This is a genomic window from Bacteroidota bacterium (assembly GCA_016711505.1).
GTDB lineage: Bacteria > Bacteroidota > Bacteroidia > AKYH767-A > 2013-40CM-41-45 > JADKIH01.
The window spans coordinates 122,354-138,473 of the sequence record JADJSV010000009.1; the positions used below are offsets into that span (position 1 = coordinate 122,354).

Consider the following 16,120-nt stretch of genomic DNA (forward strand, 5'->3'; position numbering starts at 1 on the left):
ATTTATGGTATTGAGATAGCTAAAATAAAGAATGAGTAATGTTCGTCGATAGGAACAAATTCATATTCCAATGGCATTTTCGATTTTCGTGCCATGTCCAGAATTCCCAGACCGGCACCTCCTTTTTCGGAAAGTTCAGCGACAGAGAGTGATTCCTGGTAATAGGTACGAAGTTGTTCAGGTGTCATAGCATTCATCCTTTCGATTTTTTCACCCAACGCTTTGATCGAATCATTCACAATATAATTTCCGGAAACAATTCTGTAATTTGAATTATCATCATTGGAAACAATGATGCCTGATTCAAATGGTTGTCCTTCATGCTCCGGCTTCAGCTGATGATGAAAAACATTCTGAACACATTCAACCATGATCAGGAAAAATTTTTTCCTTCTTTCGGTTGGGATATTCATTTCTTCAAAATGCTTATCCATCAATTCAGAAATTTTACCGGTAATACTCTCATCAATGACACCTTGGAAAGTATAGAGCACTTTTGCGGCGCTCATTTTACTCAAGTGTACATTCACAAAATTAGACAGCATAAAGGAGTGGTTCCGGATTGAATTGGTTCCCAATATTACAAATAATTCCGAATTTAATCAGCAGAACCGCGGCAAAGACCTGCAAATTTGCCCAACTTGATGAAAATGCTACTTTTGTGAACCATTCACTTTCATAAAGTCTGTATGTTGCTTTATATAACTATCCTGTCAGGGCAGATCCGGAATCAGAATTTATTCAGCGATATGGCGGGATGGCTGCTTCTATCCGGAAATATAATCTTACTCATCACCGGTTTTTTTCTATACAGATATATCACCAAAAAATATGCAGCTGAGAATAAAAAGATCTCTGACAAACTTAGTGACCGATCGTACAATGTAATGGTTCAGAAATGGGATCTGGAAAGAAAACATTTATCCATTTCACAACAAAATCAGGAGATACTGGACAGCCTGCATTATGCCAAGAATATTCAATCTGCAATAATGCCGCATGCAGATTCGATCGATAAAATTTTCACTGATGGTTTTGTTTTGTATATGCCCAAGGATATTGTGAGTGGCGATTTTTATTTCCTTGAAGAATTTAATGACAGGATCTATCTTGCAGTTGCCGATTGTACCGGACATGGAGTTGCCGGTGCTTTTATGAGTATGGTAGGAACGGCTTTACTAAAACAGATCATACTGCAAAACAAGTTTACTGATCCTGCAAAGATCCTCAATGAACTTAATGAAGGAATTGTAGAAGCACTTCGTCAGAAACAAACTTCTTCACACGGGGGAATGGACATTGCAATGTGTGTTATCGACAGGGCAGAAATGACATTGCAATTTGCAGGCGCAAATCGTCCACTGCATATTGAAAGAAACGATACAACAGAGCTGATAAAACCCGATAAATTACCTATTGGCGGATTCAACGCAGATGAGAACAGAACTTTTAAATCACAAAAAGTAATTCTGGAAAAAGGAGATCGACTTTATCTATATACTGATGGCTATGCAGATCAGTTTGGTGGGATAGAAGGCAAAAAGATCATGACAAAAAAATTCCGGGAATTGATCCGTGGAATCAGTCAAACACCCATGATAAATCAACACGATACTTTATTAAATTATTTCAACACATGGAAAGGAAAGTATGAACAGGTGGATGATGTGTTGGTTGTCGGGGTTGTTGTTAACTAATGAATAATTAATAATCGAGTTGTCAAGAATAATCTATAGTAATCCATGTGACACATCTATCTTAATCAAAGATAGTTTTAGTTATTTTGAGCAAAAAAAAAAGTTCAACAAAAATACAAGAAAAAAGGGTGAGGGGGCAGGGGGGAGAAAAAAAAAAAGGGGGGCCCGGGAAGGCCCCCCCCCACACCCCCCCAAAAAAAACCCCCCCCTTCTGCTCTAAAAAAAATTAGTTCTTAACTACTACAAGATATTTCGAAGCACTCCAGAATTTTTCAGGGTTAGTGATTTGAAGACTAACTACTTTTTTATTTTCTGTATTCAACGTATAAGAATCAGCCGGATGTGATGTAACGATCTTAGCTGTTTTACTATCGATAGGAATGTTGTTTGTAACAACATAATCGATTTTGTTGAATTTACTGTTGTCAACATTCGGTGCAAGTTTTGGAGATTTTCCAATTCCAATAAAACCACCTGTACGGTTGATCACTTTTGCTTCCTGAAGATCTTTTTGTTTTCCTACTACATAATAAGCAGTATGAAGAGCTGTTGTTTGATCATCAATAGTTTTTCTCTGAGCCATTGAAGTATTCGTCAATGTATCAACAGAAGTCTGAAGTTGTGCAACCTGCGTATTTAAGTTTGCAAGTTTTTCATTCAATGCAACTAATTCCAGATCTTTCTGAGCAATCTGATCATTAAGTAACTTGATCATTTTTTCAAATTCCTTAACCTTTCCGCCTGATGCTTTTACTTTACGGTTCAACTCAGCAATTTTCTTGCGGTTTTGATCCATCAAGTCATTGATAGCAGCAATATTCTGATTGATCCGCTCACGTGAAGTTGATTTCATCTCGCCTTGCTTCTCAACGTTGACACTGATAGCATCTTGTTTGTGTGCTACAGAATCAAGATTGCTTTCAATTTCATTGAAGGCAGAAAGGAATTCATTGATAGAATTGTCTCTTTCGCTGATCACAGAAGAAAGAGAATCGCTCGTACGTTTTGCTGAATCGATTTCAGCTTGTCTGTTATCGCATCCGGCGATAACTAACATTGTTGCAATTGCAAAAATTAGTTTTTTCATGTTTGTATATGTTTAGCTGGTTCAGAAAGAAGTGTTAAAGAGGATGTCAACTTCCCGAACAGCAAGGTTAAAATTCAATTATTATGTTACAAAGAACGATACTAAATTAGGAGGCAATGTGATGAACGATAAAAAGTTATCAGGCAATGATTGTAGATAAACCAATTTATCATTCTCATTTAAACATGACTTAAACAGATAAGGATTCAAAAAATTTGAAATGTATTTTAAAAATCATCTAAGGCATAGAATGTTTTTGAATTCTTAACATGAATTGAAGAAGAAATTTTTATTTAATAATTTTTTAAAGTTGGTCTTTAAATGAAGATGAAATCTGAAATGTGATGATCAACAACTATTACAAACAAAAAAAATTCCGTCAGCTGCATTCAAACCAAACTTAATGTCAGTTGTATTACTCAGGTTATTCCTAATATATAATTGCATTGGTTTTGTTAACCACGAAACAATCATTCACTTTAAAATGTTATATCTTATTAATCTGTAGTAAATTCCTAAATATTGATTTTCAGCTACTTACGTTACTTTATGACGATAGTCAGAAAAGAGTTACCAAAATTAAAGCAGGATATGCGGTGGAAAAGCCTCAGTTCGCCTAATATTCATGGAATACCTATATATATGTATTAAACTTGCAGTCCCGTTCTGAAAATAGCACGGACTTCTTAGTTAAATAAAACACTAGCCCTAAATTGTGTTCGATAAAATCATGAAATTATTTAAATTAAACTTGCCGCTATACATTGTCATTTTGTTAGCATGCGGCGCCTTTGCAAGCGGAAAATATATTTTATCCGGCAAAAAAACTTCCTCCGAATCATCAGAAATACATCAAGTGGTGAATTGTCCCGCATCCATGGAACAGGTCCGGTTAAAAGATTATGAATTGACCCATCCACTAATTCTTACAGACATCTCAGAGGAAAGTGCATCTCTAAGAAATATTCACGATAAGATCGAAACCTATGTTAATGCTGCACGATCAGAACAAAAAGCAGACGAGATCTCTGTTTATTTCCGTAAACTCGATAATGGTGCCTGGTTTTCAATAAATCCTAACCAAACTTATAATCCTGCAAGCATGATCAAGGTTGCTTATCTGATCACGTTTATGAAAATGGCGGAATCGAATCCGAATATCTTAAACAAAAAAGTATATTTTTCAAAACATTTTTCACAGGCGATCAATCAGAACATAAAAGATTTTCAGCTTAAAGAAGGTGTTCACTATACTATCGAAGGTTTATTGACTGCAATGATGGTACATTCCGATAATGATGCTACTATTCTTTTAGGTGAACAAATGAATGTAAATATTTTCAACGGTATCTTTAAAGACCTGAACATTCCTATTCCAAATCCTGTTACAGAATATTACATCTCTGTTAACGACTTCTGCAAATTCTTCAGAGTACTTTATAGCTCTACTTATACTCGTCCTGAATACTCAGAGTATGCTTTGAAAATGATGACCTACAGTACGTATAATAATGGACTGAAAAAAGGTATTGATCCAAATGTAAAAATGTCTCATAAATTTGGAGAACGGATCTTTGGCAGCAAGGCCCAGTTACACGAATTTGGAATTGTCTTTTTTAACAAAACCCCATATCTTATTGGAGTAATGACTAAAGGAAATTCTTTGACACAACTAAGTACAATTTTAGGTGATATTTCTAAGATCGCTTTTGATGAATATAAAATGCAAAATGGCATTTAAAGAATTCACGAAATAGAATCTCTATGATTGACATTTTCTTCAAGGCTTACTCAACAGTATTGAATTGAAGGCATTGTTTTCGAGCAAACTGTAATCGTACGACTCAATGTTATTATCACCTGATATATCGTACAAGTGATAATTTTCAACAAAATCAACAAAGGCATTTTCCATTATCAACAGATCTTCGTTATTGATCTGTCCGTTTTTATTAAGATCGCCGCTGAAAATTGAAAAAGTTCCATCACCGTTGCTACACAAATTATTTCCAAACGCTTTATTTGCTGCGTCTGTGAAATCATAACTTATCGGCGTCTGATCAAATAAAACAGGCGATGCGCTCCATGTTTGAAGTGAATTTCTGTGTTCAACAACAATGTAATACTGGGAATTCAAAATTGAATTTGGAAATTCAGATACAACTTCACCCTCTACCGAAATAAATGTTGTATCAATAAACTGAATTGAATAAGGAAAAACAGAAGATGCAAGTTCGATTACAATTGTATCAGAAATTACCGGTGAATTCAGAGGAGAATTCATTACCGACAAACCTTGATAATATCCCTGTATAAAAATCGTCAGATTAAGATTTATATTGCAATCTTCATCAATAAACCCATTGCAATTGTCATCTAAACTATTTCCACATACTTCCAATGCATCCGGATTGATCAGATCATTTCCATCATTGCAATCAGTATTGTTACTGATATATCCAGATGGTTGTTCACAATCCTGAATATAGATTGCAGGATTTCCGTAACCATCATTATCCGTATCGGCATACCAAAAACTTGCAGTATTTCGTACTACTTCGGCAAACGTATTCATAGTGGATGTACAACCGGAAGTCGTCTTAGTAGCTATGACAGTATAAAGTCCTGCCAAATTTCTGTTACCGAAACTTAATCCTGTTCCGGTTCCTGACACAGTTGTTCCAGCATAAACAGAATTATTGAACAAAGAATAATCTACTCCGGTTTCAGAATTGTTCAGCCCAACTGCAACTCCGGCATCCGGAACAGAGCAGAAACTTCCGCCACCTGTTACACTAAAAATTGTTGGTACGGGTAATTGAGAAATCAAAATTGTATCAGACATAATACTCAAACATGAAGTGCTCAAATCATTTGCGATAATGTAATAATTTCCCGTAGCAGCAAAACTCCCGAAGGAAATCGAAGAACCTGTTCCAGGAAAATTAATGCCTGTGCTTCCGTTAAAATCAAACAACTCATAATTTACTCCGGTCTGAGAATTTGAAAGAGTAATATTTAATCCGCCTGCACCGGGACAAATTCCTCCACCACCTGCAACTCCATATTGTATTGGAGAAATATCTTCATTAACCGTCAACGTAGAATTTAATGATAAACTACATGATGTGATTCCATTCGTTGATACAACTGAATAGACACCTGGTATATTCTGATATCCGAATGAAATCGGATTTCCATTTCCGGAAACCGGTATACCGATTGAATTACCATTTCTTTTTAATTGATAACTACAATTGGATTCTGAACCTGATAAGCCAAGTAAAGTTCCCGTACTACCCGAACAATAGCTGGAATTTCCGGTAATTGAAAATTCATTGGGTAATAAATTTTCTGTTACTGAAACCATACCATTCATCGTAGCAGTACATGATGTTGGAATGTAAGTTGCCACTACAGAATAATTTCCTGAAAGATGTTGTGAGCCAAAATCTAATGTCGAGCCTGTTCCTGATATTGGTGTTCCGGTATTTCCGGCATTCAATTGTAATTGGTAATTAACATTTAACTGACTTCCTGAAAGCAAAATTGCCGGCGCAGAATTTCCTGTACAGTAATTTCCACCACCGGACAAATTAAATATTTCAGGATTAGATGTAATAGAAATTGTATCAGACAAAGCTGTACAACCATTCGATGAAGTGATAGCACAAAAATAATTGTCCGGTGTATTTACGGTAATTGACTGTGTTGTTTGTCCTGAACTCCATACATAACTTGCACCAATATCAGATGTAAGTAACACTGAACTACCCTGACACAAGTTATTATTTCCGGTAACTGTAATGCCCGGAGTCGGATCTTGTGAAATTAATATTACATCATCAATTCTGTACTGGGCAGAAGTTACTCCTGTGTGAATAAATTGAATTGATAAATTAGATGAGGCGGGTAATCCAGTTACTGTTCTTAGAGCCCACGTTGCAGTTCCGCTTCCAGTAGGAAGAAGTGCATAAGAAAGAGTTGTGTAATTTATACCATCGACACTATATTGAACAAGCAAATCTGAGCCCGTCCCTGCTGTTGTGGATTTAAATATTCCAAAAGACATTTGAAGTCCTGTCATTCCTGAGGTATTTATTCCGGAAATAATAAAATTTCTTCCTGCTGTATTAGTTATAAATATATTTCCTGTTCCTGAAGCACCGGAATATCCCGCTGAAGGAGTTGTGTTCCTTACATCACCACTTCCCGACATTGTAAGCAAATCATTATCGAATCCATTCGCAGATTCATGAGCAGTCATTGATGTTGTCCCTCCTACACTGCCCATTGATTCAGAAAATATCTGATATTCAAATCCCAATGTACTTGTAGAAACAACAACATCTGATGATGTCGCTGAGCAACCACTGTTATCAGAAACAACAACTGAATAGCTTCCGCTTGTACTAACACTGATCGATTGAGTTGTTGCACCATTCGACCATAAGTAAGAATAACCGGCGATCGTTGAAAGATTAATTGTTGATGATTGACATAATGTAATTGGACCAGCAGGACTAACAGTTGCAACAGGAAATCCTGTAACTGAAATAGTTTGTGATGCACTTACGCTACAGCCATTCCCATCTGTATACAGGTAAGAAATTGTATGAGTACCTAATCCAGCTGTTCCCGGATCAAAAATTCCTGATGCAACACCAGGTCCGGAATAATTCCCGCCTGAAGGCGATCCGCCGGTAAGAGTAAACGGATCTGTTGTAACACAAACAGGATTCAACGGGCTGAAAGTAACAACAGGTTGCGTAAACAAATTCACCGAAATTGTTGAAGTCCCAACACAGCCACTCGAACTTGTTCCTGTTACAGTATAAATAGTTGAATTTGCAGGATTAGCAAAAACAGTCGCTCCTGAAGTCAAATTTAATCCCGATGCAGGAGACCAAAAATAGCTGTTAGCACCGGATGCAGTAATATTCGTTCCTGTATTTGAACAAATCACAGGAACTGCAGGAGTAAAACTAATTATTGGTATTGGATTGACTGTTACATTAATTGGGGCAGACAAAACGGGATCGCAAATCAAAATACTATTAACTGAATAAGAAGGAAAGGAAATCGACCAATTTACAATTGTTCCACCTGAATTTCCTGAAGCTCTGTCATAGACCCAAAGTCGCCAATTCCCATTAGGATTTAATGTCCCACTATTCAATGCAGCGAAAGTTGTTTTAGTGCTTGTGATACATGATGTAAAAACTGAAGTCCATGGTTTATATGTACTACTGTAAGGGGCACCCGTTGTTGGCAATTGCCCGGAACCTCCATCAGAAAAAATTGTATTGACAAAATTATCACCCGTATTGGATGAATTGCCGGTCCGATTGCTTAGTCCAAGAACTTCACCTGAATTCGATTGCAGAAAAACAACGAGATCTCCAACTGCTGTGTGATTAAGATTTATTTTAACAGAAATTCCGGAAGAGGCAACATTGCCGATATAGCCAGCTATTGCAATAGTACTTGAAGCACCGGTACAACTGTTATTAGGTATTGTATATGAATTTACATTTGAAAACGTTGCAGCCGGATAATTTGTAGTGATTGAATTTGAAGATTGCACTTGTACTTGATAATTTCCGGTTTGATTAGCAGTATAGTTTACAGAAGTAGCATTGACAATATCTGTTCCATTCTTTTTCCATTGGTAAGTTACACCAGATGTTTGATTACAACTAAGGACAACATTCCCGCCCGGACAAAATGAAGTTGGTCCACCGGCAGTGATAGATGCACTTGTATTTGGATAAACAGCAACTGTTGTTGAAGGCATCGCATTGTTTGTGCTAATTGTGTCACCTGAGAAATTAGTTGAAGCAGAAAATAAATAATTTCCGGAAGCAGACATGTTGACGATGCCTGTAAGAGGAATCATCATTGTTGCTCCGGGATTCAATGTACCGGAACTTATTATCGCAGACAAACTTTGAACAGATGATGAAGGGTGAACAACTTGTCCGGTAATCTGCAGATTATTGAATGCAAAATTGATACTACTCGTACCATAATTTTTCACATTAACCTGAATAGTTTGTGCTCCCGATGTACAGATATTAATTGAAGGCGATGCAAGACCACTGACTCCAAGATCTGCAATAGGGCAAGATGAATTTTGAAATTCCAGTTGACAGATAAGCGGTAAATGATCGGCAGCATAATGAAGAGCATTTGCAATATTAACAGGAACAGCAGTGTTGGGAAGTTGATTGATAGAATCATTGTAATGATTGCCATCGTTTCCGAGAGGAAACGTAGAACCGGCAACATAAGAAACTCCTCCCGACTGCATTAAAGCATTTGAAAAAAGTACCAGGTCAAACCGGTCATTTAGTCCGCCGGTAGATCCACCACCAAAAGCTCTTACTCTGGGCGATTGAGTGTGATAGGGCGCAAAACTTACATTGTTCCATGTCCCGGACATAACGATAGGGTCAATAAAGTGACCATCAACCCCGGGAGTAACTGCAAGTAATTTCTGGTAAGCGCTTTCGCTTGATCTGTAGAAATTGAAATCACCACATACAATAAAATTACTTCCTGAAGGTAATGCATTTGTATACTTACGTAATGTATCTACTTCCTGAGCACGCTGAGCTTCGTCAGGAGCAGTATTACTTGCTTTTAAATGCACAGAATAAATTCGGAAAGTATCACCTGATAAAATGTGGACTAATTTAAATTCAGAAATATCTCTGAGATCAGTTTCTATTGGTGTATTTGAAACAAAAGTAAATTTCGATGTCTTAAAAAATATTGCATTGTCTGTATCGAAGCCATTGATGAAGATTCCTGCAGAATAATTATTTCCTGTAGAGTTCAGAACATTATTCAGAAAAAAATCTACACCATTTTGACCCGTGACTTCCTGAGCTACTAGTATATCAGGATTTGCATATTGAACGATAGTCCGGAAATAAGGATTTCTTGTTGATGTATCCGAAGTGATAGTAGACTGAGCCGGATAATTCAACAAATTGTAATTCATAAAAACAACCTGCTCTTTTGCAATATCAACAGATTTACAAATTTGATTTCCTGTACCACAACCATTCGTTGCGGTAACACAGACATTTCCCGGAGTAGTTCCAAACGATGCAACGATTGATGATGTGCCTTGTCCTGAAGTTACAGATCCTCCGGCAGGCACTGTCCAGTTATAAGAACCGGCAGAAGAAACAGGTGTTATAGAATATGCCAGACTAGTTGCATTTAAACAAACACTTGATGATCCGGAAACTGATCCGGAAAGAACCGGAGCTACTGTTGAAACTTTTACAAGTTTGGTAGCAGAATGAGTTCCATCAGGCCCTGAAACTGTAAGTGTAACATTATAATCTCCTGCGGACGAAAACAACACATTTACTGATGTTGATGAAGAAGATGTAGTTGGTGAAGCTCCTGCACCAAAGTTCCATGAATAAGTTGTTATTGTTCCAGAAGAAGCATTTGTAAAAACAACACTTTGATTCGTGCACGGAAAAGAATTAGAAATAGAAAAATCTGCAACCGGAGCTGCAAATAAATTCTGGATAAACAGAAAGTAAATCAATCCGAGCAAAGCCGGTTTGAAAGTGGTGGATTTCGTGTACACGGTAAATTACAGGTATTGGCAGTAACACGCTTTTTTAGCGTGAATGTTAAAAATAGAGAAAGGGGCTGTAATATGCAAGTTTATTGGGTTTTAATGGGTTTTTGCTGCGGATACTTTATATTTCCTATCTTAGAATTTAAAAAAAACCGCATGAAATAATACTACTTATAATTTCCTGTGTTTTTCTAAGCAATTCAATCATTGCACAACATTCAACCGACAACTGGTTTTTCGGTATGAATGCAGGCTTACATTTTCCCGGACCAACTGTTATATCAGGAAGTTCACTGGCAACTACTGAAGGTAAAATCGAATCCAACAATTAAGGAATTAATAAAATTATAGCTTTTAATTATTAAAAAATTAAAATGAATTTAACTTTCACTGGAGTTTTTCAAATAAGAACTCTGATACTTTCAATATTTATATACGCTAACCTTTATTGTTCAATGGAATTAAGTGCTCAATCTGCATGGCCGTCAGAAAGCTGGTCTGCAGCTGCAAATTTAACTTCGGTAATGAGTACCAGTGGACTAACAGAATTAAGCAGTTTGTTTTTGAATAGCACAACAAACAGATTATACGTTTCGCATGGAGATGGAAAATTACGTGTACTTCAATTAAATATTGCGAATAATACTTTCTCGCAGATTGCAAACATTACATACGCAGGAGGCCCGGAAGGAATAACTCAAGTGAACTTAAGTGCAAATGAGTTCTATACTATCGATGAAGACAACTACCAAATCCGGAAATACACGCACAACGCAAATTTTTCTCCGACGGGTGTAACGCTATCAAAATCCTGGAACATTACTGCTGCACCATCAACAATGACCAACACCGGAAATGTCGGGCCGGAGGGAATTGCCTTTGTTCCGGATAGTTTCTTATTGGCAATTGGATTTATCAGCCAGGCAACAGGATTAGCATATACTGCATCAGTAAAAGGAATGGGTGGATTAATATTTGTAGCACATCAAAGGCTAGGCGAAATCTGGGTCTTCGACATCAATCCAAATGTCAGTAATGATTTTGCATTTGTAGGAAAATACAAAACAAACAATAATGAAAGTTGTGATCTGGCATTTGAAAGGACTACAGGATTATTGTATATCCTTCACAATGCAGGGCCAAATTCAATAGAAGCAACAGATCTGATTACAACATCAGTAACCGGCGGGAACAGGAAGTTCAACGTTAAGAGTGAGTACTTTCTTGCAACACCTCTTGACACTAACAAAAACGTCGAAGGATTTGCGATAACACCAAAATGTAATGACAGCACTAACGTAAGCGTATGGCTTTGTCGTGATGTTGAAAGTGTGGAACCTACGGCCTATAAACAAGATTGTTTAAGATGGTTTAATCCATTTACTTCTCCCGGAAGTTGTACAAATACAAATCCTGTTGTTTTGAATCTGAAAGTATTCATCCAGGGGTTTTATAGAGGCGGAGGAAAAATGCGGCCGGTACTCGATAGTATTAATTTTCCATTGAATTGCGACACCATCACTATTGAATTGCGGAAAAATGATGCAGGAAAGACACTGGAATCTTCAATGAAAAAAATTGTCGATATCAATGGAAACGTTAGTATAACTTTTCCTGCAAGTACTTTTGGAAAAAGTTATTATGTGGTGATAAAGCATAGACATTCGATGGAAACCTGGAGTAACCTTCCAATATTATTCAATTCAATTTCCCTCTCTTATTCATTTACTGACTTAGCAACAAAAGCATTTGGCGGAAATTTATCAAATTTGAACGACGGCAACTTTGCACTATACAGTGGCGATACTGATCAGAATGGAAATATCAACCTCAATGACCTTGCATCAATCGAACAACGACTCGTTCTCTTTACGTCAGGTTACAACTCATTTGATTTGAATGGTGATTATGTAGTTGAATCTACTGACCAAAGTATTATGGAAAATAATTCGCTTCTAAATATTTCAGTTCTCAGGCCGTAACGAAATGAGGTAGCGTTAATACATTTTTTTCTTCATATGTTCTTCAATCTGCGATGTAATCATATCCTCAAACCGGAAGTAACTATCCTTTTTTACGAAAGCACTGTTACTGACCCATTCTTCAGCTGCAAATTCACAAACGATATCAAGAATCTGATTTTCTTCCATTCGGGAATTGTCAGTCAGAAACTGCGACATTTTAAGTAACAATAATTTATTACGTTCTAAAATATCCGTTGCGATTTTCTCACATTCTCTTACAAGCTTCAGAACTTCTTCAGTATGTGTATGCTGATGTAAGATTGCGAGATCATCCTTCGTTGAAGCGAAGCGAATAAATATCGGATCATCGCCCATTGCATATTCTTTAATTGCACGGTTAGCCAGTTCGCTTACGCGCTCTATATCCTGAGAAACTCCGGAACATGTATTCTCCTCACCAAATATTAATTTTTCCGCTACGTATCCTCCTAAGCCGATAATTATTTCCTTTTTCATTACTTCAAGAGTCATCGGTCCTTCCGGCATATTTACTATACAAAATCCTTCACTCGTAGCTGAAGCTGTTTTTGAAACAACTAAAGAGGGAATTATTTTTAAAGTTAACGCAGCTAATATCGCATGGCCTGATTCATGAACAGCAGTATGTGCCTGAACATTCCTGTTATCCGATTTACGAAGTTCTCCAATTTTCAATAGTATTTTTTCTTTATGAATTGATATTACACTTCCTTCACTATCTATGAATTTAAAAACGAATCTCTCATTTTCACAAGACCAGTCAACAGCTTTTGCAGGTATCTGATTTGTGATAATATGCAAAACAACTTTACTGATATTCCCTTCGATAAGATTTTTTATCGTTGTAAAGACCGGACGTGTGCCTTGTGCGGGAAAAACCCCTTCACCATAAATTACATCAATAACGCTATTGCTAAAATTAATATTGAGGTCAAATTTATTTTTGACATATTCATTTAAGCCCGACAATTTCTGCGAAATGAGATCTCTGAAATTCTGCTTTGTAAAAGACCGGTAGATAATGTGATTATTCCCTAGTCGTGCAATCTGCTCATTTCTGAATCTTTTTTTCAGCGCATTCTTAATATGTGCAATATTGATCTTACAAGTAGATTCATATAATTCATCGGCACTTATATCCGGGTTGAGACTATTACTCATATAATATGCTTCATCCAGATTCCCCAGTACGAAAATTATTGATTTAGAAAGATCAATTTGTTTTACTGCATTTCGCTGGTTAGTCCCTTCTACTATAACTCTGACCAATCCGAAGAGATCACACTTTTCAATTCGTTCCTTTAACTTGATTCGTGAAACTGATTCATCCTTAAAAAGGAAATATAAACCGTCAATAAAATCTTCAGAATGAAAATAAGATTTGTCTACAGCATGACCACTACGTGTATTATTCTCAAAATAATATTCACTAAAGGTTTCCAGAAATTCTTTTTCCTTTTCAACGACTATGCCATTCTCAATCAGCACTCCTTTATCTCCACACTTTTGCAGATTCATTAAACAAAGTTCTGCTCTGATCAGATAATATGAATTCTGATACGGTATATAATTGATCTTACCACTATCAAGCATTTCCCAGATTACTCTAAGTTTATCCTTTCCTAATTCCTTACCTTCGCTGCTAACAGATCGTGCAAACTGAAATTCATCGAAACAAATTATTCCGTTTTGCTGATGAAAAAATTCAAGATCATCTGTGAACATGGTCTTTATCCAACTCGCAGAATCTGATTCAAATTCTCCCATGTCCATCTGGACATAGAGCTTTTTGTGATCCAGCAATTCAACGATCCTGTTTACAAGTGCGGTTTTCCCTGTGCCGGTTAATCCCCACATATTTATTATAGTAGGTCTTAACTGAGCATCCGGAAACAGAAACCAAGGCATAAGCAGATCCAATACTTCATCAATGATCCGCTCAAGTCCAATGAATTCAGACTTGAGCTGAACATTGATCTTTGATAGCAACTCCTTTTTTGCAATTATTTTTTGATATATTATTTTAGCTTCCATTTTAATTTTAACTTTTATTCATTCTGACAATTTTTGGTGTGAATGATCCTTCAATTTTAATAAGCCCTGTCTGGTTCTTCATTACAGTTTCGATGTCTTTGTATGCAAGAGATGATTCTTCAACACTTCCACCGATTAACATCGTTTTATTTTCAGCCAGGTTTGCATTCATTACTGACTTCATAATTGTTTCCCGCGCTTCCGTTCTCGACATTTTTCTCCCTGCGCCATGCGCAGCAGAATTCAATGAACCGTCAAGTCCAAGTCCACTTACTATATACCCTTTGCTCGTCATACTTCCCGGAATTATCCCCAGTTGATTTTTCGCTGCAGGTGTTGCACCTTTTCTGTGAACTATCAATTCGCGTCCATCATGAATTTCTTTCCATGCAAAGTTGTGATGGTTCTCAACTTTCAGAACCGGATTCAAACCAAGAACTCTTTCCAGATTTTTATGAATAACATCATGGCAGGCTTTTGCATAATCACCGGCAAGATTCATTGACATCCAATACTCCTGCCCTGCTTCATCGTCAAGACTCAACCAAGCCAGTTGCTGAAATCCTTTTGGCAATTTACATTTCTGAAGCGCAAGCTTTGTATATGTTGCCGCAATAGCAGCACCCATTCCACGCGAACCGCTATGCGATAGTAGTCCGATGTAATTTCCTTCAGGGAGATTAAGATTGTTATCAGAATGCAGAACTACATTTCCAAATTCAACAAAATGATTTCCCGTACCGGAAGAGCCTAATTGAAACCAGGCTTTACCATGAAGTCTTTTTAAAAGAGGTGTTAATAAAAACTCTTCTCTTTCTAATATTTCATGATTGACATCGAAGTCTAATGCTCCATCAGTTCCGAAATGCGTATAGCGTCTCAGAGCTTTTTGCAGATCATATTCTTTCTTCTGAATATAATCTTCAGGCAATGAATATATACTCAAAGCCATTCTGCAACCGATGTCCAATCCAACTCCATATGGAATTACAGCATTATCAGTTGCAAGTACACCGCCTATGGGCAAACCATATCCATGATGCGCATCGGGCATTAAAGCTCCTTTGACTGAAATTGGTAATTTCATTGCAGCTACCATTTGTTCCTTTGCATTTCCGGATATAAGTCTTTCCCCATAAATGTTGAAATCACCAGCATGTTTAAGCATATGAACCTGGTAATCCGTTTTTACTTTTGGTTTACCTAGAATTGCATTGGCCAATGAACTAAGATTTACGTGATTCAGGAATTCTTCCGGAGCCAGTAAAATGTTTTTTAATATTTCTAATTTTTCTTCTGTTGTATTATGTTTATAATGTTTTGTTAATATATTTATTGCTAAACTTTTAGCAACTTCATTCGGGAAATCAACTTTTCGAAGATGTTTTCCCTTTATGAGATTCTTTCCCATGATCTTTTTTTTAGGGTATAGACAGTCTTTTCCCAAGCCGCATAGCAGCGATTTTTTTTTGCAATACAATAGCATTACAAGAAAATCTTGTCTAAGATTTTTTTAATAAATAATTAGTAGGTTCCGGATTTTTCTGTCTTCCAGAGTTCTGTTTGATCTTTTTCGTAATTACAAAAAAGAACAAATAAAAAAGCCCGGTATAAACCGGGCTTAATATGATAATATCAGCAATTTCCGGTTTAAAACTTCGTATGTTGGTTAAGTGCTAACATAATATTT

Annotated in this window: 8 protein-coding genes; 3 read left to right on the top strand and 5 right to left on the bottom strand. The window is 36.7% G+C overall.

The genetic code is table 11. The annotated features are described in order from the left end of the window. Nucleotides 1-2 precede the first annotated feature (2 nt). Entirely contained in the window at nt 3-509 is a 507-nt protein-coding gene (locus IPL24_11560) for a hypothetical protein (GenBank protein MBK8364281.1), read from the bottom strand. Nucleotides 510-689: 180 nt separating this feature from the next. Between IPL24_11560 and IPL24_11565 the strand changes: the two genes are divergently transcribed. Next, nucleotides 690-1,697 (top strand): SpoIIE family protein phosphatase, encoded by a 1,008-nt coding sequence (locus IPL24_11565; protein ID MBK8364282.1) that lies wholly within the window; start codon nt 690-692, stop codon nt 1,695-1,697. 226 nt (nt 1,698-1,923) lie between these two features. Here the strand turns inward: IPL24_11565 and IPL24_11570 are convergent, their stop codons facing one another. After that, nucleotides 1,924-2,784, bottom strand: a complete 861-nt coding sequence (locus IPL24_11570) for a hypothetical protein (GenBank protein ID MBK8364283.1) — start codon at nt 2,782-2,784, stop codon at nt 1,924-1,926. A gap of 730 nt (nt 2,785-3,514) precedes the next feature. On the opposite strand from IPL24_11570, the gene IPL24_11575 reads away from it, so the two are divergent. Next, nucleotides 3,515-4,525 (top strand): serine hydrolase, encoded by a 1,011-nt coding sequence (locus IPL24_11575; GenBank protein MBK8364284.1) that lies wholly within the window; start codon nt 3,515-3,517, stop codon nt 4,523-4,525. Between the two features lie 39 nt (nt 4,526-4,564). Here the strand turns inward: IPL24_11575 and IPL24_11580 are convergent, their stop codons facing one another. Then, nucleotides 4,565-10,399, bottom strand: a complete 5,835-nt coding sequence (locus IPL24_11580; GenBank protein ID MBK8364285.1) for a PKD domain-containing protein — start codon at nt 10,397-10,399, stop codon at nt 4,565-4,567. A gap of 368 nt (nt 10,400-10,767) precedes the next feature. Between IPL24_11580 and IPL24_11585 the strand changes: the two genes are divergently transcribed. Next, complete coding sequence (locus IPL24_11585; GenBank protein ID MBK8364286.1) at nt 10,768-12,375, top strand: hypothetical protein; 1,608 nt, start codon at nt 10,768-10,770, stop codon at nt 12,373-12,375. A 15-nt stretch (nt 12,376-12,390) separates the two neighbouring features. Here IPL24_11585 and IPL24_11590 read toward each other — a convergent pair whose 3' ends face one another. Next, a complete protein-coding gene (locus IPL24_11590) occupies nt 12,391-14,430 on the bottom strand; it encodes a hypothetical protein (protein MBK8364287.1) in 2,040 nt (679 codons plus the stop codon). 7 nt (nt 14,431-14,437) lie between these two features. Beyond that, entirely contained in the window at nt 14,438-15,841 is a 1,404-nt protein-coding gene (locus IPL24_11595; protein ID MBK8364288.1) for an RtcB family protein, read from the bottom strand. Nucleotides 15,842-16,120: the final 279 nt, after the last annotated feature.